Below are 19128 nucleotides of genomic sequence, written 5' to 3' on the forward strand. Positions count from 1 at the left end.
AATGTTCAAAAATCGAAATATGATGACCAAAAGAGTAATGCCAATCGGTATTACTCTTTTTTCGATGCTCAAATAGTAATGATTAAAAGATTAAGAGAGTGGAAATACTAGCTACTAGAATATGAATGCTGTACATAGTGCATGTGTTGTTCTTGCTAATAACGTCAGCATCGATTACAGCAATTAGGAGGTTTAATTAATGGTATTATCATCAATTACTCAATCAACTGCGGAGCAGCATAGCGTCGATATAGGTATTCAATCATCTAACTTCCAATGGGCGGTTAAGCCGCAACTATTATTACAACGGATGCAAGTAAAGTTAGAAGATATATTGTTAGGTAAGCAAGCGGAAGTTAAGCAAGTACTCGTATGTATGTTAGCTGGAGGGCATCTGCTACTTGAGGACGTACCAGGTGTAGGTAAAACAATGCTAGCAACTTCAATTGCTAGATTGTTAGGTGGACAATTTCATCGGATACAGTTTACATCAGATCTTCTTCCAGCAGATATTGTTGGAGGGATGGTGCTTGATCGAGAAGATCGTGGTCTCGTATTTCGACCTGGTCCGATTATGGCTAATATCGTATTGGGAGATGAACTCAATCGTTCTTCTCCACGTACACAGTCTGCGTTACTAGAGGCATTGGAGGATCGTACTGTCAGTATTGAAGGACATAGCTATGCGTTGCCAGAGCCGTTCGTATTTATCGCAACGCAAAACCCACAGCAATATGAAGGTACGCATGGATTGCCCGAAGCACAACGAGATCGTTTCATGATGCAGCTATCACTAGGTTATCCAAGCAAGCAGGATGAGATGAGCTTACTTACACAATACGCTGAAGGTACAAGATATCAAGTGACTAAGCTTCGCCCTGTAATGTCGGATGTAGAGTGGTTGCAGATGCAGAAAGAAATTCAATATATTTACGTACATCCATCACTTATTGAGTATATGACCGATATCGCATATGCAACGCGGACAAGTGTTGATTGCAAGCTAGGACTAAGTCCAAGGGCATTACGCGATTGGCTACGAGCAGGACAAGCAACTGCCTACTTCGAAGGTCGAAGTTTTATTTTGCCTGATGATTTACTGGCACAAGCAGTGGCAGTGCTATCACATCGAATTGAGTTACAGGGCAGGGCCAATAACAGCTCTAGCAAGGAACAATTTATTAGCAAATTAATGCTGGATACCCCATTGGTGAAAATGGATAATGCGGGGAGAGGGAGGGGCAAAAGATGAATAACGAGGTCGAGCCGCATGATCTACAGCATCAAGAAGCTTCTGCCATCGCACGAAATGCTCCGCTTGAAATTCAGCTCAAGACAAAGTATAAGACGAGATACGGCGCATGGTGCGGTATTTTTATCTTGTTTGTAGCAGCACTTGCCGCAGTTATATGGCGTAATGGTGCAGTGGAATGGTTGCTATTAACTGTAACAAGCTTAGTTATTGTTTATAGTGGATTTACTCCGCTGATTGCTGCGAGAAGGCTATCTTACAATCGAATCATTTCAGAGCAATATAGTCATGATGGCAATTTACACATTGAGACGAGACTTCGTAGAATGCTTCGTATTCCGGGAATGTGGTATGTCATTCATGAACGTTATCGTAATCAAAGTCAATTAAATACCGGCTTACTCCAATATCGAGCTAGCTTTGCTCCGCTATTTCATGGCGAAATGATTTTGAACTATCGTCTACAGCAAATAACAAGAGGCAGCTATGAAGCATTAGCAACGGACATTATTATAGGAGACTGGTTAGGGTTAACGTCTATTACTGTGAAAAAGACGCAACAGCAGCAATTTACTGTATTGCCACCAATCATTAAGCCGCAACTAGAAAGCTATGTCGGTAACCATAATAGTAGTCGTTGGATAGGCGATTGGAATACTGAGCGTAAGCAGGATGCTTCTTCCCAGAACAAATCTGACCAATCGAATGTACAGTCTATGAAGCTTCAAGATCAAGGTACATATTATTCAAAGCGGCAATCTCCTAATAGTGGCTCGGGAAATGAGACAAGACCTTATATCGATGGGGATAGTTATCGGGCAATTGATATTCGGGCTGCTGCAAGGGGAAGAGGCTGGCATACGAAATTACAAGATGCAGAGCTTCATACTCCGAAACATTGTTTCATATTGGATCAATATGCACTTCCTTATCAAGATGATCTTCGGAACCAACTATTTGAATCCATGGTGCAATGGTCGATAGCGGACATACTTGAGCTAGGAGAACAGCAGCCTGTTTTTGTCATTACAGATGATTGGAGCTTTGAGTACGCTGCAGATCAGCATAGCTATGAATTACGTTGTCTACTTGCACTGGCAAAGGCAGATGTACAACAGCATATGCGCGAACGATTACAGCAGCTAGCAGTTCTCATTCCTGAGCAAAGTCATATTACACTATATACAGGCGACTGGCGTGAATTAGAGAGCTGGTACGCATTAGCGGAGGTTGCTAGAGGGAAGGGTTGTAAGCTAGACATTCATTTTGTTACGAACAATAGAGTGATGACCTATGCGATGCGGGAACAACAGCGAACATTAGAGCAAGCAGGTATCCAATTAGTATGGCGCTACAGTCAGCCATTACCAATGCCAATTAGTCATGTCGTAGAAGGAAGTGAACATTATGCATCAAGCTAGAGGAGAAGCAGAATCGTACTTCTCATATCGATTAATTACTAGTGCTTTATTGCTAGGATTATTAGCGGAATGGTTAATTCCATGGCTACATGCTGGTGAATGGACGGAGTTACTGCAGCCAGGGGCTTTGCTAGTCGTCATTGGTACGATGCTTACAGTTAGCTTATTTCGTGCGCGACTTGTGACTCATATAACTGCTGCGATATTGTGCACTGTTATCGTATTAATGTTGTTATATAAAGGCGATCAGCAAACAAGTTGGAATTGGCTTATACATTTTGTACCGGAGCTAGGCAAAGATGTCGTGGAAATGTTTCGATATGGTATTTTTTATATGTCCGATGAAATTCGAATGCTGTTATTGTTTGTAGGCTGGATACTGTTAGCTCCAGCATTACAATCACTTATTTGGTATCATCAAATTGCATTCTCTTTGCTGGCGTCGACGGTAATCTACTTATTGATACTGTATAGCTCACTAGGGATTGATGTGTTCTATGCCCTACTTAGAGTATTAACTGAAGGTATATTATTAATGGCATTAACAACGATGCCAAAGCTAAGACGAAAATTAGTTATTAGTCATGTGTGGCATGGTATGACAGCACATCAGTGGGTAAGTATAGTGCTGCTAACAGTGATTATGCTTGGTGGCGGATTTATGTGGAGTCAATCTAAGGAACGAGACGTAGCACCGATCGCTTGGGCCAATGTCTTTTCGCGATCGTTGGTAGAAGATATGTCTGCATTAAGTAGTGGAGTTACTGGTGTTCCTTTGAAAGAAACGAATAGTACCAATTTCAGTTCTGGAAGTGTTGGTGTATCAGGCTATAGCTTCAATGATGATGTACTCGGGCAAACGATCAAGCCATCGAAAGCAATCGTATTTCGCGGCTGGTCGTCTACGGAGAGTTATTGGCGAGCTGAAGCAAAGATTGAGTACAACGGACAAGGCTGGGTTGATCAAGCTCAAACGTTAACGCTGAAAAGCATCACTACGAAAAGTGAGGAAGCACTGCAAAGCTGGCAACATAGACAAGGCTGGGTAGGTTCAAGAATTAGGCAGGAGCTAGAATATGTCGAGCCTTTAGTTGGAATGCCAATTATGCAATCGGGTATAAATGGTGTCGTTATCGATTTGAATGCAGTTAATCCTCAGCGGGATTTGCAAAATTATATTGTAGGTGACGAGACGAGTTCGATCTATGCGCCAACAAGCGAATCGAACATTAAAAGCTATACGATTATTACTGAGTTGCCGATTACCGATGAGACGATATTGCGAGAAACAGCTGGCGATAGAGCAGAGCAGATATGGCAAGGTGATACTCTCGAACGTTATTTGCAATTGCCTGAAAAACTTCCTGCTCGTGTCGTTGCTCTAGCCGCTGAAGTTTCTGGTGGTGGGTTAACGAATCGATATGACCAAGTAAAAGCGATTGAAGATTACTTAAAGAACAATTATAAGTATACATTGAATAGTTCGATACCTGCAGCAGATCAGGACTTTGTCGATCAGTTTCTGTTCGAGCAGCATGAAGGTTACTGTGTTCATTTCTCGACGGCGATGGTCATTATGCTTAGGACGCAGCAGATCCCTGCACGCTGGGTAAAGGGATATGGAATGGGTGAAGGCATTGATGAACGAACGACCGAAGCGGGAGTCGTTGAAACGTTATATGAGGTCCGCGAAAGCGATGCCCATGCGTGGGTGGAAGTATATTTCCCAACCGTTGGCTGGGTGCCATTCGATCCGACACCATCATCAGATTCGGATGAGGATGTACTTTCGATATCTCGCCTTAGTCAAATATGGGATGAGACGGTTACGAATTCAATCGTTTTTCTAAATTCGTTGAATAGCACTGGGATGTTAATTGGCTTCCTAAGTAGTTTGTTAGTTATCGTTGTACTTGTCACTCTGTGGTTCAATCGCTCTAGAATAAAGTTGAAAGTCAATCTTCGTCGATATGCGAAAGCTTATGCGCTCATGCGATCTAGCAGTCAATTGATTCAACAATCACATTTATCCGATGGGCAACTACCATCACGAAATCATGCAAAGCTCAGTGAACTGCAAAGAGCAAGAGAAAATCGGCAGATGAGTATCGAACAAGTGCATCATAGCTTGTTCGCAGCAGCTAACTTTGTATTGTATAGATTAGAATTACGGATGGGGCTCCACCACGATGAACGCCTGCAAGTGACAACTTGGCGTACTCGAATTGGTGCATTAATTGGCCTCCATGCTACTAAATACGATCATGCGCTGACGTTATTGTTAGACTGGCTTGAACAAGGTCAGTATAATAATCGGGCTCAGCAAGCGTTGCCTGAACCGCAGGAGCTACGACACATATTAATTTCGCTGTTACCTAGCTATCCATTGGCTAGATGGAAGTTCAGAGGTCATTATTCCAATGTGAAAAGTGTTGGAAAAGCATCTGACGGAGCGCAATTGATGTCGGTTACTAAAAAATGACAATTTCTATAAGAGGTGGTTCTGAAAGCCCGCTTTTTGAACTTGCACTGCAAATGAAAACAGTAATAATTGGTAAATTGAGAAAACCTTACAACATTTCGTGCGCATATAACGAAATAAGTAAGGTTTTTTGCACAGAAGTGGGTAGTGACCTTGACTATGCGGAAGTGGTATAGCTATAATTATCACATTAATATTGGGAGGCTCGGTCATGACTAAACAGAACGAAATCATCGTTGTTCTCGACTTCGGTGGACAATACAATCAACTAATTGCAAGACGTATCCGTGATTTAGGCGTTTACAGTGAATTACTACCTTATAATACATCTGCGGAACGTCTTCGCGAAATTAATCCAAAAGGTATCGTATTCTCAGGTGGTCCAGCAAGTGTGTATGAGGAAAATTCACCACTTGTTGACCCAGCAGTATACGATTTGAATATTCCTATTTTCGGTATTTGCTACGGTATGCAAATGATATCTCACCAATTGAACGGTAAAGTTGAACGTGCTGGCAAACGTGAATATGGTAAAGCTGACGTACAATTTATCGAAGGTAGCGCAATTGCTACTGGTCTTGAAAGCTCTCAAACGGTATGGATGAGCCATAGTGATCTTGTTATTGAACCTCCAACAGGATTCAAAGTTGATGCGAGTACGGAACATGCACCAATCGCTGCAATGAGTAATGACGAGCGCAAAATCTTTGCGGTTCAATTCCACCCAGAAGTACAGCATTCTGTTCATGGTAATGAAATGATTCGTAACTTCTTGTACAACGTATGTCAAGTTGAAGGTAACTGGACGATGGAATCATTCATCGAAAATACGATTGCTGATATTCGTAAGCAAGTAGGTAATAATAAAGTTCTTTGTGCACTATCTGGCGGTGTAGATTCTTCTGTTGTCGCTATTTTGTTGCATAAAGCAATCGGTGATCAATTGACTTGTATGTTTATCGATCATGGTCTACTGCGTAAAGATGAAGCTGAAAGCGTAATGGAAACATTCGTTGGCAAATTCGATATGAAAGTTATCAAAATCGATGCTCAAGAACGCTTCTTAGGTAAGTTAAAGGGCGTAGATGATCCTGAACAAAAACGTAAAATCATCGGTAATGAATTTATCTATGTGTTCCAAGAAGAGTCCGATAAATTCGATGATTTCAAATACCTTGCACAAGGTACGCTTTACACAGATATCGTAGAAAGTGGTACTGCAACTGCACAAACAATCAAATCTCACCATAACGTTGGTGGTCTTCCTGATGATATTAAATTTGAGCTAGTTGAACCATTAAGCGCATTATTCAAGGACGAAGTACGTAAAGTCGGCGAAGAATGCGGATTGCCTGCGGAAATCGTATGGCGTCAACCGTTCCCAGGTCCAGGTCTTGCGATTCGTGTACTTGGCGAAGTAACAGAGGACAAGCTGTTAATCGTTCGTGAATCCGATGCTATTCTTCGTGAAGAAATCGCTAAAGCTGGTCTTGATCGTGAAATTTGGCAATACTTCACTGCACTACCTAACATGAAATCTGTAGGCGTAATGGGCGACGCTCGTACGTACTCTTACACAGTTGGTATCCGTGCAGTAACATCTATCGATGGTATGACAGCAGACTGGGCACGTATCCCTTGGGATATCTTAGAGAAGATCTCTGTTCGTATCGTTAATGAAGTAGATAACGTTAACCGTATTATATATGACATTACTTCAAAACCGCCTTCCACGATTGAGTGGGAGTGATTTGGACAAAATTTCAATGATTTGTGACTGATAAGCCTTGCTATATAAGGGGTTTCAGCTACTCTATTGAAAAAGTTCATTCATTCACCTGCAACAATTGGTCTTTAAAAATTACTCTCTTTTATTTGTGTTATTTAACAAATCGAAGGGAGTTTTTTTGTGTCTAAAATTAATGAATTGATTGACGATTTCAAGATGAATCAGCAGATTCAAGGGAGAAAAAAGGAGTACATTGAAGGATGTATGTATCGATTACGAAGATGGATGGAATTTACGAATAACGAATTAGGAATTGAAGATGCTGAACAGGTTACATCAATGGATATTAAGAAGTATATTCAGCATTGTCAGAATAGAGGTAAAGAAGCAAACATCACAATCAATAATCAGTTAGCTACTATTAAGGTGTTTTATCAGTATCTTGTTGATGAGGAATATATGGATGAACGTGAGAATCCTATGAGACGAATCAAAAACTTAACAGAAGCGAAGCGGGTTATTATTACATTTAACGATGAAGAGGTAAAGCGAATCATTAATGATGTTGCTGAGGAGACGTATTCCAATGTTAGAGATAAGCTTATCTTGATTATGCTATTTGACACAGGTATACGTGTATCTGAGTTATGCAATATCAAGAATTGTGATGTGACAAGGACAAACATTCTTATTCATGGGAAAGGTTCTAAAGAACGCTTGATCTATATTAGCAAAGTAATGAGACGGTATATGCGTAGGTACGAGGAGCTAAAGAAGGAAAGGTTTAAGCACAAGCTAGACGATGAAATTGAGGACTACTACTTCCTAGATCAGAGCGCAGAGAGGCTTTCCCGCTCCCGTATCAATAAAATTTTGAAGGAGCATTGTAAGAACGCAAAGGTCAGAAAAGAGGTTAGATGCTCTCCTCATGATTGTCGGCATTACTTTGCTCAGAAGCAATTGAAGAACGGTATAGATGTATATAGCTTAAGTAGACTTATGGGACATTTTGATACACAAATAACAGCTAAGTACCTTAGAGGGCTTGAACAGACGGAGATATTGGAGATTGGTAAGCTTTATAGTCCTTTGGGGAAGGTGAAGATATGAGCATAAATTACCGAATTAATATATTTAAAGCAGAGATATGTTATAATATGTAAAATGAATGTTTTAGGAGGAGTTAATAAATAATGAGAGAGATACTATATTACCCTAGTTTTTTTATAGAGGACAAGACTTGGGCAAAGTTTGCCTTATTATATCTTGATAAGGTAGTAACGATAATACCCTCTTACGCGAAAATAAATTATACACGTGAACATGAACTTATCATGAGCAGAACTGATTTATTAGATACTCACTCACCAAGTGAACATGAGATTAATTATGCCTCAGAGAGTATGGGAAGTGAAATAGGATTATTATTGAATAATCCTATCTATCAATTCTCAGATAGAAGTAGAAATAACTTGGAAGAATGGCGAGATAGAGGAAGATATACATATGAAATTTATAATGGTAAGTTTCCAGAAGAATTTAAAAACATACTAATAAAATATAATTTTGCAGAGGAGACTGATAACGGTATCATGGTTCATCAGACAATTGCTAATAAGTATATGACGCTACTAGCAAATATTATTGGTGAGCAAAGAAATATATCGGCTATAACTGATAAGAGTATGCAGATTGGATTTAATGATATTAATAGAAATATTAAAAGAGTAGTAAAGGATTCAAAAAAATTTACTACATTGACTGACAGTATTAATATTATTCTTCCGAAGAGTATAAGTGAAATATCACTAGAAGAAATTATTGAATTTAGAAATAACCCTAATAATGAAGCCAACCGTCATGAGTTTATATCTGCTGTAGAACGTTTGAAGTTATTAAGTGATGATAATATAAGGGAAAACGAGATGATTGATATAAAAAAAGAAATTTATGAAGCTAAACGTCAATATACTCTAAGTATCTTAGGGCAATTTGGTGTAGGAGTATCTTCTGCTATTGGATTCTATCAACTTGTTGATGGTGATGCTCAACACTTAGATTTTCTAAGAGAAGTATTAGGGGTTGGGGCTATAGCAGGAATGAAAAATGTGTATGGTAACTTTAAAGAATTAAATACATATCGAAGAGCTTCAAATTATATATCTGATATTCGTAATTTATCTAAACGGAGTAAATTACAGTATAGTTAATTTTAATTCATCATATTAATAGTACTTATTAGTTCCTAACAACTGAAGCTGTAGTAGCTGAGAAGCCTGAGCCGAATAAACCTGCTATGCCTGATATGGGCGGTATGGGTGGCATGGGTGGTATGATGTAAGGACTGACAAGGCTTCCGAGCTTTGTAGGGGTTACATTATGCTCTAACCAACGTCAGTTATATGTCGTTTTCACTCTTCACTTTGTGAAGTAGTGTCATTCACAATTTATATGTAAAGCAACTACCACTTCTCATGATTTCAAAATTATGAGAGGTGGTTTTTTGTATGCTAATAAAGTTTGCTTATGAGGAATTTATTGCTGATAGGAGATTCAAGAATACTACAGCAGTCAACATTAAGAACTATCAACAACTTTTGTATCCATTTGTTGAGTACTGTGAATCTAATGGTGCAATCAATATTGAACAAGTTAGACAGTCACATGTGAAGGAATACCTGTTAGCCTGTCAAGAGAATGGAAATAAGCCTAATACGATTAACACCAAGATAATGCGTATAAGAGCTTTCTACAACTTCTTAGTGGAAGAGAAGATTGTCACAGACAACATAGCTAAGAAGGTTAAGATGCAAAAATCCGATGTTAAGATTGATGTCTTCACCGATGAACATATTCGACAGATGCTTGCTTATTACCGAGGGTTAAGAAGAAAGGAACAGTCGTATTTTTCATATAGAGGATATTTACTCATACTCACATTACTATCTACAGGTATTAGAAGAAAAGAAGCTATTATGCTTAAATGGTCAGACGTAGATTTGAAGAACTTGACGATGAACGTATATGGCAAGAGTAGGCAATATGAAACAGTCTTTTTAACAGAGAAGCTTTCTAAAGAGTTTATGGTATATCGCTCATTCTGCTTACAGCACTTTGGACATGCCAATGAGTATGTCTTTTTGAATCGTGAAAATAAACCAATGACTGATTTTTCGATCTCACAGCTTTTCGATAATTTACGTTTGACGATGAATTTTAAGGAGATAAGAGTATCACCGCATACGTTCAGACATACGTTTTGTCACAGGCTAGCTATGAGTGGCATGTCAGCCTTTGCGATACAGAAACTAATGAGACATACTGATGTATCTACAACGATGCGTTACGTGGCTATGTGGGGCTATGAGTTGAGGGAAGAAAATGAGAAGCATAATCCGTTAAATAATTTTGAGATATAAGATCTATCTAGAGTGTAATAGTACAATTATATTAATATAATGATTTCCCCAGGAATTACAGAAAATTTATGCTTAAGGATTAAAATATCCTTAAGCTTTTTTTATTTTAGTATTGATCTTCCATTACATATATCAAAAGATAATATACTACAGGCATTATTTTATATAGGAATTGAATTATATAGTCTAAGTGAAATGATATTCTAAATTTTGTATTTGTGATATAATTTTCCAAAATAAAGGGAGGGGTAATATGAATCAGATTTTTACTAATACAAGTTACAGAAAAGATTTTTTAAGAGAGGAGTTAAATAAATATGTTAAAGAGACAGAGGTTTCGATAGCTGTTGCTTTTTTTACAGATAGAAGATTAATAGAAGAGATCATAAAGAATAAATCTACAGTTAGGTTAATAGTTCGTCTAGGTTTTCCAACGGATGCTTATACATTAAAAAAAATTATTGGAAGAAGTAACATAAAAATAAGATTCTTCACATCAAAAAAATTCCATCCAAAATTATATATATTTGGAAATGATAAAGCCTTTTTAGGATCATCTAATTTAACAGATGGAGGATTAATGGGGAATCAAGAATTAAATGTATCAATAAATTCTGATGATAGTATATTTGAGGAAATATTAGAGGTTTTCGAAGAGTATTGGGAAAAAGCAGAAGTCTTAACTGAAGAAGTATTAGAATCATATTATCAGATAACTAAAGGATTAAAGAATAATTTTGATGACGTAGACAAAAGGATTAAAGAAAATATTGGTGAGTATGAATTTCCTAGTGTAAATAATATAAGCATAAGAAAGCAAACAAGAGAGGTTTCTCTAGGAAATCAATTATTAAAAAGATACCAGTTATACCTTGATGCATTTGAACAATTGAAAAGTATTTATCTCGAGTATGGAAAAAGAATCGTTTCGGAGAAGGAATTACCAATAAGAATCGAAATACATCGCTTTATAAATTGGATAAGAAATGAAAAGGCATATAACGATCTATATTTAAAAGCACCAGTCAGAACAGGAGATGAATTGAAAACTCATATATTAAAGGAAGTAGAGCAGTTTCATATTGAAGTATCAAGGAACGAGTTCCAATATGAAATTGAATCGTTTGCTATACTAAATCAGAGTTTTAATTCAGTAACAAGTTTAGAAGGTTTATCATCAGATGAGATGGTAAGTTCTTTGATGCGAGTTACTTCTTTCTATGAACATGCTAGACATAGTAAAGGATTTAAATTAAAGGAAGAAATTATTGATTTAAATGGATTAGACAGATTAAAGAAGACTATTTCATACTTGCTTTTTGGGAATGAAATATTCCAGAAACGAATCGCACAGTGTATACATAATTCAGAATACAAACTAGTTAGATTTGGTACAAGTAGCATTCAAGAGTTATATGGTTGGGTAAATAATGAAGAGATTCCTATATGTAATGAACGTGCATATAAAAGTATGAGATGGCTTGGATTCGGTAAATTTTAGACTCATTGGTAAGGTAACGAGTACTAATTGTTACAGGATAACGTAAATATCTTTTTACTTAATAAATGCGTTAGTTAATCTATATTTCCACTCTACATAAATGAATTAGATATATAGTCCATCTGGGAAAGTAAGGCTTTGAAGATGAAAAAACGAGAAGAGACATTAAGTTCTCTTCTCGTTTTTTGTTTATATAAAATCCCAAAAGGATGGTTAACTACTTCTGTGCTATGTAATATGTTATAAACACACTCTCTATATAATAGTGTTCACTACAATCTATTTTCACACTTATTGACTACCTAATATGCGTGAGTTGATGAAAGATATTATCAATGATTGAAAGGAAACTAATATACAAAGAAGATGATTCTCAGATTGAATAAAATTCAAATTCAATTTACAAGCAAGGTATGATTTTAATTAATCAAATCTTGCTTTTTTTGTTATTTCTCTGCTCCTAGTATCCAAAAATAGGAAATTTACTCCATTCTGAACTCTTTTGTTTTTAACAGAAGAGAATGGAGTGATTTAAATGAGTAAAAGGCTAGATAACAAAAATGAGGTAACCAAAAAAATAAGAGAGCTTTATATTATCCAAAATGATCATTTTTTACAGCAAAAGAAAAATGGTGAGTATCGTACTATAACTAAAGGTGGAAAACTACGCTTATACGATAATATGCTAGAAGATCATCTGGAAGGTAAGTACACTATTGGTACATTTGCTGGTGATGAAAAGAGTAAGTTCCTGTGTTTTGATATTGATTTTAGAGATTTAGATTATGCAAAGTGGGTTACGTATAAAATAATGGATGTTCTATATAGTTGGGGGATAGATGAATTTCACGTAAGTTTTAGTGGAAAGAAAGGTTATCATATTGAAATGTTTTTTGAGAATCTAATTTCGATTAGACAAGCAAAGAATTTTTATAATGCCATCTTAAAAGAAATAGATCTACCAAATGATGCTGAAGGTGATGTGGAGTATAGACCATCAGCTACACAAGGGGTTAAATTACCTCTTGGAGATCATCAAGAGACTAAGAAGTTTTGTGCTTACTGCGATAAGGAGAAAGGCTTAAAATCAATGTCTAAAGAGCATAGCTACGAATATTTATTAGGAATTGAACGAGTCTCTAATAGGTTGATTGAAGAAGTATTGGAAATATACAATGACAGGTTATCTGATGGGCATATGTATACTGGTCAAAAAGATGAAGTGATTCAATTATCATATTCAGACGTTAATCCATGTCAGAATGAAGAAAGTATATTAAAGAAAGCAATGAACTATATTGAAAAGGGATTACAGACACAGGGAACAAGGCATAATGCTCTATTGTATATTGCTCTTTTTTACAAATATTATGGACATTCACAAGAGGAAACAGCTTTACTTGTTGCAGATTGGATGAATAGACAACCAAAACATGCATATACAACCCGAATAGATTTAGCTATGAAAGATGCACATAGGATAGTTGAAGATGTTTATGTGAAGGACTATCAGATAACAGTAAGCTCTTCACAATCAGTTACAATATTCAAAAATACTTTTGATAATATTTTTAATTGCTGTAAGAATGAAAGTGAGAGGAAAGTTTTATTTTCACTGACAGTACAGAGTTCAAAATACGCCAATGTAGATGGCGTTTTTTTTATGTCTTCAAATTATATTGAACAAATGACTGGACTATCACGACCAACAGTAGGGCGTACGTTAAAAAAATTATCAGAAAAAGACTTATTAGTAGTAATTGAGAGTAATAGAACTCAAAAAGGTACATTTCGTAAAAAACCAAATAAGTATAAACTAAACTTTTCGCCAGCAACTAGTAGTGATGTTGTATTAGAGTTTAAGTATTCTAACAGCAAAGAGATTGTTCAAGATTGGTACTATGATTGTATCAAACAATTTTATGATCTGACTGATCTTGGAAATTACTTACCGAGAAGGCAATATGAAAAAATGATTTTCGACTTGCAACAAAGTGTTTTAACATAGTTTGAGTTTGCTTCTACTTTCTTTTATTGAAACTGATAACATCTAAGACGTAAAACTTAAAATCAATACCCTAAAACTAAAAGAGTTATTAGCCCCATTCTATGGGGCTTAAAAATAAAATATCTATTATGTATCAGAATGTACATCAAAAATAAAACTAGAACTTATCATATAATAAATGTAAGTGTCGATGCTGGAATTGGTATTGTGTAATGTTGTAAATCAAAGAAATAAGAACTGATTCAAGTATACTTCAAAAGAGATTAAGAACTGTAATACCTACTAAGCCCCACTCCGTGTGACTTATAAAAATAAAATATCTATTATGTATCAGAATGTACATCCAAATAACCATCTGCTTTCGTATCGTGAAAAAAATTAATACAGCTTTTCTGTAAGTAAGTGATATGGCGTATCAAAATTTTGAGTAGAACTATTATTCCTGTAAACTATCCCCAGCTTCTTTCTTTTGTATCAAAAATCATCGTATATGAGACTTTTTTGAAACTGTCTATATTACACTCAGAATCTATCTGAAACAAGTATCAAAACTCGTTTCAATTTCTATGTATCATAAACGAACCTTATGATACAATGAGATTAACATACAATGGAGTTGAGATTATGAAAATTGGATATGCAAGAGTATCAACGGTTGATCAATCATTAGATATGCAAATGGATGCACTCAAAGAAGCAGGATGTGAGCGTGTTTACACTGAGAAAGCAAGTGGAGCTAAAGATGAAAGGAAAGAATTACAACGTGCATTAGATAGTCTTAGAGAAGGTGATATATTTATTGTATATAAGCTTGATAGATTAGCACGTTCAACTAAGAAACTTATTGAGACGTATGAACAACTTGAAAAGCTTGGAGTTGAATTAGTAAGTATATGTGATGGCATGGATACGACAACACCAACTGGTAGAGCGATGTTTAAGATGATTGGTGTTATAGCTGAATTGGAACGTGAGATGATTGTAGAGAGGACTAAAGCAGGCTTGGAATCGGCTAGAGCAAGAGGAAGATTTGGTGGAAGACCTAAGACAGATGCTAAGAAGGTGGAGAAGGCATTGAAGTTATACAACGGTGGAAGTCATACTGTTAGGGAAATAGAAGAAATGACAGGTGTGAAAAAGGCTACGTTATATAGAGCGATTCAAAGAGAGAAGAATCCCAGTATTGAAGCCAAGAGTACGCTATATCATCAAAAGTCTGCAAGGTAGGATATGAACTTATACATCCTCTATAGCAGGCTTATTATTTATAAAGTTCGTGAGCAATAATGTACAAGTAACCAATATTAACATTATCATTAAATAATTGAATGTTTTATAGCTAAATGGTGGTGGGGTTTAATTATAAACCGAAGTTAAATAAAAAATACTCATTCCATTTTATGGTACTATAGTTTTATCAAATGATAGTGGGTGAACTTATATGAATGATATGCAATACTCCATTTGGATCGAAGCTGAACAATGGGCAGAAGGAGAATGGAACATATATGATGATAACACGGATGCAATAGTTACATTTGAAGATGGTTCAAGATGGGTGGCTACATTTTTTACATATAAGAACATACAAACGCTGGTTGAAAAAAATAAGCAAACTGGCGAGTGCTTAGATGGAAGGTATTTATGGGGAAGTTACATGTTACTTGTGGATGAATGCAGTCGTAATCGCATTGAAGAAGTGATTGAACATATAATTTACAAAGGTGACTTTGAAATTATATTTGATAATTGCAATTCATCCGATATAGAAGATTGAAAGCACGATTATATATAGATTTGAAACTAATAACAAACTAAATTAAAAAGGGTGAACATTGCCGTGACAATAATGACTGCTGAACTGATGATTAAATATATGAAAGATATGGAGAATGGGGAAAGAATTAAATTTTTGGAGTATCTTTATTATGCCCACTTCAATTCAGGACAGTCCAGTGAAGATATGATCTTAGCAGTAAGGGATCACATTGAGGATGATGTCGATAGGGATCTAAAAGAAGAAGAAATTATAACAATGAAGATAGCATATGATAAAGGATACCATGAGGGTTGGCAAAAAGGGATAACAGATTTTTTGAAAGGTAACGACAAGTGAACAAATAAATGCGATGAAGTTATTGAAACTGAAACTACTAAGTAAGGATGGGGTACTAAGAATTTAAATAGATGTGCAATCTGAATGGTGTATTCAGATTGCACATCTATTTTTATTATTAATTTTTATATGCCGACAGTACATGAATATTCTGGTAGCCAAGTTGGCTCACCGTATTTTTTGAAATAATACAACTTATTTACATAACGGCTAACATCTATTTCTTTTCCAAGCTTTCTTAAGAGACTCCAAGTCGCTGTTACATCATTCATTGCTCTATGTGCACCCGTCAAATCTAGGCTATATTGATTGCACATTACTTCTAACTTATGTGATTGGTAAGGATGTTTGTCTATACAGATGGCTCTAGTATCAATAAAATTATTGGTTATTGATTTCCCTCTCAACCTACGATTCTGTACTTCCAAAAAATTCAGGTCAAATAGTGCATTATGAGCTACTAATAAACTGTCACCAATAATCGCCATTATCCAAGGGAATAGTTGTTCGATTGTAGGGCAATTAAACACATCATTATTCGAAATGCCAGTTATGTTTGTTATGTTACTAGGTATTTCGCAATTAGGATTTATTAAATAGCTCATTGTTCCAATAATATTTCCTTCTCTGATTCTAATTAATGCTACCTCAATGATTTTATCATTTCGGGGTTTAAGCCAGTAGTTTCAAAATCTATAACGGTTGTATTTTTATAAATCATTTAGAGAAACCTCCTAAATAAATTAACAATAATATATTATTGAGTTTTTTGGTGACACTTGTCAATTTATATGGGAAAATAGTCGTCGTATGTCCCCAACTTCTATGCGGGGATACCAGTAGATTCCTTATCTTTAGGGGTAATTCTAGTTAAAGGGTACATATTTCCTGCCTATCAAGACCTGTTAACAGAGGCTTCCAGTACACGTCATGAGTATAATCGACTCCATGTAACCTACGGATTTATGAAAAGTATGTCTCGTGTGAGCCGATGCTTAGACAACCAACCTATTGAACGATTTTGGGGTACTTACAAATCGGAAAGCTATTATCTTACAAAGTATGACACCTATGAAGCCGTCCTCAAAGGCGTTAGCGAATACATTCGCTATTACAACAACTACCGTTACACAGAATGTTTAGGTGGTTTATCCCCTAACGAATACCGACGAACAGCATAATAAAAAACCTCAGCTCTGTTAAAATGAGCCGAGGTATCTAATCTAACTATTTTTGTTTTTTACTGTCCACTTGACAGGGAGCACTTCAGTCACTAAGGTTTAGGTGTTTTTTATAGGTAAATCGTTAAATGGTGTAGTAATGGCGTCACAGGAGGACGATTAACTTATTCTGTAACATTAGGAGTCAATTTTATTTCAATATTTTTGATAAGTTCAACGATTTCCATTAGTGTATGTTCACGAAGTGTACGACGCTTTCTGGTTGTGATTTTTTTTTCTAAACTAGATCTAATTATTTGTAGATTTTTCAGATCATCAAGGAAATACTCATCAATATTCGAAAAAGTGAAGTATCTCTTTTGGAAAACATGTTGTACATTAACTAACTTATCCATACATAGAATAGCATCTGTAACTTTACGTGGTTTAATTAAAGAAAAAATAGGCTTGTAACGCGTCAGTTCATGATCACTAAAGAGAGAAATGAATTTTTCGGGTTGAGTACTAGTACAAGACAACGCAGTTTCAAGCTCTGCCACTAATTTATCCTTTTCATTTTCTGAAATTATCATTTTTATTTTATTAAATAGATCAAAATGATATTCAGATGTAGCATTATGAAGATTTCCTATAATATCCATATTACTTGTAGGAACCACAATTGTTTTAACACCGATATTGAATATTCGTTGAATTTGTTTAAGTGAATATTTTATTAGATTTTTATCACAAAAGTACTCAAATAATGAATAAATATAAACATATGAGTTAATATAAACCTTCCCAGATTTAATGTCATTAAGTACTAAATCAACACTTGTATCAAACTCATCTTGATTTAGTGTTTGAAAACTTGTTAATTTTTGAAAGGGAGTTAATTCTTTTTCTTCAAAATGAATTTCCTTAAGGAAGGTATCATTGTCAAAATAACCAGTATAAATATAACCTACTACCGAAGGGAAGATTTTAAAATTTATATCTTGTAAATTACTATAATATTTTTCATTAAGTTGAAGTACAAAATCCTTTTTATCCTTTTTATCCTTTTTATCACTAGTAATATAAGCTGTTAATAAACTATGATCACCTAATTTAGACACTTCTTCTTTGCTAACTTCTCCTGCTCTAATTTCAAATACAAGTGCAAGCGTAAAAACAAATAAACTTTTTTCCCATTTGGGTATATGTCTTTCACCAGCAAGAATCAGTTTCTCATAGACAATTGAAAAGTCTAATAAACCTCTATTAAGAGATCTTAGGTTTTTATTTGAATTTTCAAAAATTGAATGTAAGAGATGAAGGTTCCTTTGTAAAAATTTATGCAACTTATCATTTTCTCTAAAAGTATGAATACATCCAAGAATGGTTGATTCCCTTTCTGGTTTAAAATCTATTGTTTTTCCAATGATTTTTTCTTTGATGGAAGTATATTTTATATCAAATTTCTTTTGAATCTCTGACTCAGAGGCAATAATTAATGTTTTGATATTATCATGCTCGATCAATCCATTAATAAAGCCGAGCAATACTGTTAGATCAATATCACATCTTTCTAGATCATCAAAACATAAAACTATATTGTTTTTAAGATTAATGAATGGTTCTAAGTCAATCTTCCACTCATTATTGTTTCCATTAAAAATAGATACAGAGTTTACAACAACTTTAAATAATTGACTTATTTTTTGAATCTTTTCTTCGTTATTTTTCACGAATGGGTTAATAGAAATGAATAATTGCTTACTTAGCTCATCGATACTATGAATACCAAAAAGCGAAACATAGACGGGAGTATATTCTTTTTCTATGATTATTTTTGATAATCGATTCTTAAAGTAATGAGTTTTGCCAGTCCCCCATTCACCTGATAACATTAGAGCATAATTACAGTTTGTGATGTCCAAGTATTCACGTACAGTTTGTTCTACTACACTCATACATTTACCTCCATTCTATAGTGACTATACCAACGTATAGATACCTATTTTTTACTTGATATTATCAATGATACCAATTTAA

Annotated in this window: 14 protein-coding genes and 2 pseudogenes; 14 read left to right on the plus strand and 2 right to left on the minus strand. The window is 35.4% G+C overall.

The window, feature by feature from the left end:
* Positions 1-199: 199 nt before the first annotated feature.
* The 13 genes and pseudogenes from AC1TO5_RS07095 (at position 200) to AC1TO5_RS07155 (ending at position 15928) form a co-directional block, all read left to right on the plus strand.
* On the plus strand, positions 200-1252 hold the full coding sequence (locus AC1TO5_RS07095; protein ID WP_482062103.1) for an AAA family ATPase: 1053 nt from the start codon (positions 200-202) through the stop codon (positions 1250-1252).
* A complete protein-coding gene (locus tag AC1TO5_RS07100) occupies positions 1249-2673 on the plus strand; it encodes a DUF58 domain-containing protein (RefSeq protein ID WP_482062104.1) in 1425 nt (474 codons plus the stop codon). The genes AC1TO5_RS07095 and AC1TO5_RS07100 overlap by 4 nt, the downstream gene beginning before the upstream one ends.
* Complete coding sequence (locus AC1TO5_RS07105; protein ID WP_482062105.1) at positions 2660-5155, plus strand: transglutaminase-like domain-containing protein; 2496 nt, start codon at positions 2660-2662, stop codon at positions 5153-5155. Before AC1TO5_RS07100 ends, AC1TO5_RS07105 begins: the two co-directional genes overlap by 14 nt.
* A gap of 211 nt (positions 5156-5366) precedes the next feature.
* The gene (guaA, locus tag AC1TO5_RS07110) at positions 5367-6905 is read left to right on the plus strand and encodes a glutamine-hydrolyzing GMP synthase (RefSeq protein WP_482062106.1); all 1539 of its coding nucleotides are present in this window, start codon (positions 5367-5369) and stop codon (positions 6903-6905) included.
* Positions 6906-7064: 159 nt separating this feature from the next.
* Positions 7065-7994, plus strand: a complete 930-nt coding sequence (locus AC1TO5_RS07115; RefSeq protein WP_482062107.1) for a tyrosine-type recombinase/integrase — start codon at positions 7065-7067, stop codon at positions 7992-7994.
* An 83-nt stretch (positions 7995-8077) separates the two neighbouring features.
* Positions 8078-9094 (plus strand): hypothetical protein, encoded by a 1017-nt coding sequence (locus AC1TO5_RS07120; RefSeq protein ID WP_482062108.1) that lies wholly within the window; start codon positions 8078-8080, stop codon positions 9092-9094.
* Positions 9095-9126: 32 nt separating this feature from the next.
* Positions 9127-9225 (plus strand): annotated as a pseudogene (locus tag AC1TO5_RS07125) (TCP-1/cpn60 chaperonin family protein); the annotation flags it as partial.
* A gap of 166 nt (positions 9226-9391) precedes the next feature.
* Positions 9392-10303 (plus strand): tyrosine-type recombinase/integrase, encoded by a 912-nt coding sequence (locus AC1TO5_RS07130; RefSeq protein ID WP_482062109.1) that lies wholly within the window; start codon positions 9392-9394, stop codon positions 10301-10303.
* A 253-nt stretch (positions 10304-10556) separates the two neighbouring features.
* A complete protein-coding gene (locus AC1TO5_RS07135) occupies positions 10557-11804 on the plus strand; it encodes a phospholipase D-like domain-containing protein (RefSeq protein WP_482062110.1) in 1248 nt (415 codons plus the stop codon).
* Positions 11805-12339: 535 nt separating this feature from the next.
* A complete protein-coding gene (locus tag AC1TO5_RS07140) occupies positions 12340-13812 on the plus strand; it encodes a MarR family transcriptional regulator (protein ID WP_482062111.1) in 1473 nt (490 codons plus the stop codon).
* Positions 13813-14436: 624 nt separating this feature from the next.
* Positions 14437-15039, plus strand: coding sequence for a recombinase family protein (locus AC1TO5_RS07145; RefSeq protein ID WP_482062112.1), 603 nt, complete (start codon positions 14437-14439; stop codon positions 15037-15039).
* A gap of 214 nt (positions 15040-15253) precedes the next feature.
* Positions 15254-15589: a hypothetical protein gene (locus tag AC1TO5_RS07150; protein WP_482062113.1), complete on the plus strand. Its 336-nt coding sequence runs from the start codon at positions 15254-15256 to the stop codon at positions 15587-15589.
* 63 nt (positions 15590-15652) lie between these two features.
* The gene (locus tag AC1TO5_RS07155) at positions 15653-15928 is read left to right on the plus strand and encodes a hypothetical protein (protein ID WP_482062114.1); all 276 of its coding nucleotides are present in this window, start codon (positions 15653-15655) and stop codon (positions 15926-15928) included.
* Between the two features lie 125 nt (positions 15929-16053).
* Here AC1TO5_RS07155 and AC1TO5_RS07160 read toward each other — a convergent pair.
* Positions 16054-16593, minus strand: a pseudogene (locus AC1TO5_RS07160) (3'-5' exonuclease); the annotation flags it as partial.
* Between the two features lie 309 nt (positions 16594-16902).
* Here AC1TO5_RS07160 and AC1TO5_RS07165 point away from each other — a divergent pair.
* Positions 16903-17109 carry an IS3 family transposase gene (locus AC1TO5_RS07165; protein WP_482062115.1) on the plus strand — a complete coding sequence of 69 codons (207 nt, stop codon included), beginning with the start codon at positions 16903-16905 and terminating at the stop codon, positions 17107-17109.
* 164 nt (positions 17110-17273) lie between these two features.
* Here the strand turns inward: AC1TO5_RS07165 and AC1TO5_RS07170 are convergent, their stop codons facing one another.
* Positions 17274-19046, minus strand: a complete 1773-nt coding sequence (locus tag AC1TO5_RS07170; RefSeq protein ID WP_482062116.1) for a P-loop NTPase fold protein — start codon at positions 19044-19046, stop codon at positions 17274-17276.
* Positions 19047-19128: the final 82 nt, after the last annotated feature.

The sequence above is a fragment of the Paenibacillus sp. Y930 genome, assembly GCF_056786375.1.

Coding starts and splice junctions, on each gene's coding strand:
- AC1TO5_RS07140 (WP_482062111.1), top strand. CDS start 12,340: ATGAGTAAAAGGCTAGATAACAAAAATGAGGTAACCAAAAAAATAAGA.
- AC1TO5_RS07100 (WP_482062104.1), top strand. CDS start 1,249: ATGAATAACGAGGTCGAGCCGCATGATCTACAGCATCAAGAAGCTTCT.
- AC1TO5_RS07170 (WP_482062116.1), bottom strand. CDS start 19,046: ATGAGTGTAGTAGAACAAACTGTACGTGAATACTTGGACATCACAAAC.
- AC1TO5_RS07150 (WP_482062113.1), top strand. CDS start 15,254: ATGAATGATATGCAATACTCCATTTGGATCGAAGCTGAACAATGGGCA.
- AC1TO5_RS07135 (WP_482062110.1), top strand. CDS start 10,557: ATGAATCAGATTTTTACTAATACAAGTTACAGAAAAGATTTTTTAAGA.
- AC1TO5_RS07095 (WP_482062103.1), top strand. CDS start 200: ATGGTATTATCATCAATTACTCAATCAACTGCGGAGCAGCATAGCGTC.
- guaA (WP_482062106.1), top strand. CDS start 5,367: ATGACTAAACAGAACGAAATCATCGTTGTTCTCGACTTCGGTGGACAA.
- AC1TO5_RS07165 (WP_482062115.1), top strand. CDS start 16,903: ATGTCTCGTGTGAGCCGATGCTTAGACAACCAACCTATTGAACGATTT.
- AC1TO5_RS07120 (WP_482062108.1), top strand. CDS start 8,078: ATGAGAGAGATACTATATTACCCTAGTTTTTTTATAGAGGACAAGACT.
- AC1TO5_RS07105 (WP_482062105.1), top strand. CDS start 2,660: ATGCATCAAGCTAGAGGAGAAGCAGAATCGTACTTCTCATATCGATTA.
- AC1TO5_RS07130 (WP_482062109.1), top strand. CDS start 9,392: ATGCTAATAAAGTTTGCTTATGAGGAATTTATTGCTGATAGGAGATTC.
- AC1TO5_RS07145 (WP_482062112.1), top strand. CDS start 14,437: ATGAAAATTGGATATGCAAGAGTATCAACGGTTGATCAATCATTAGAT.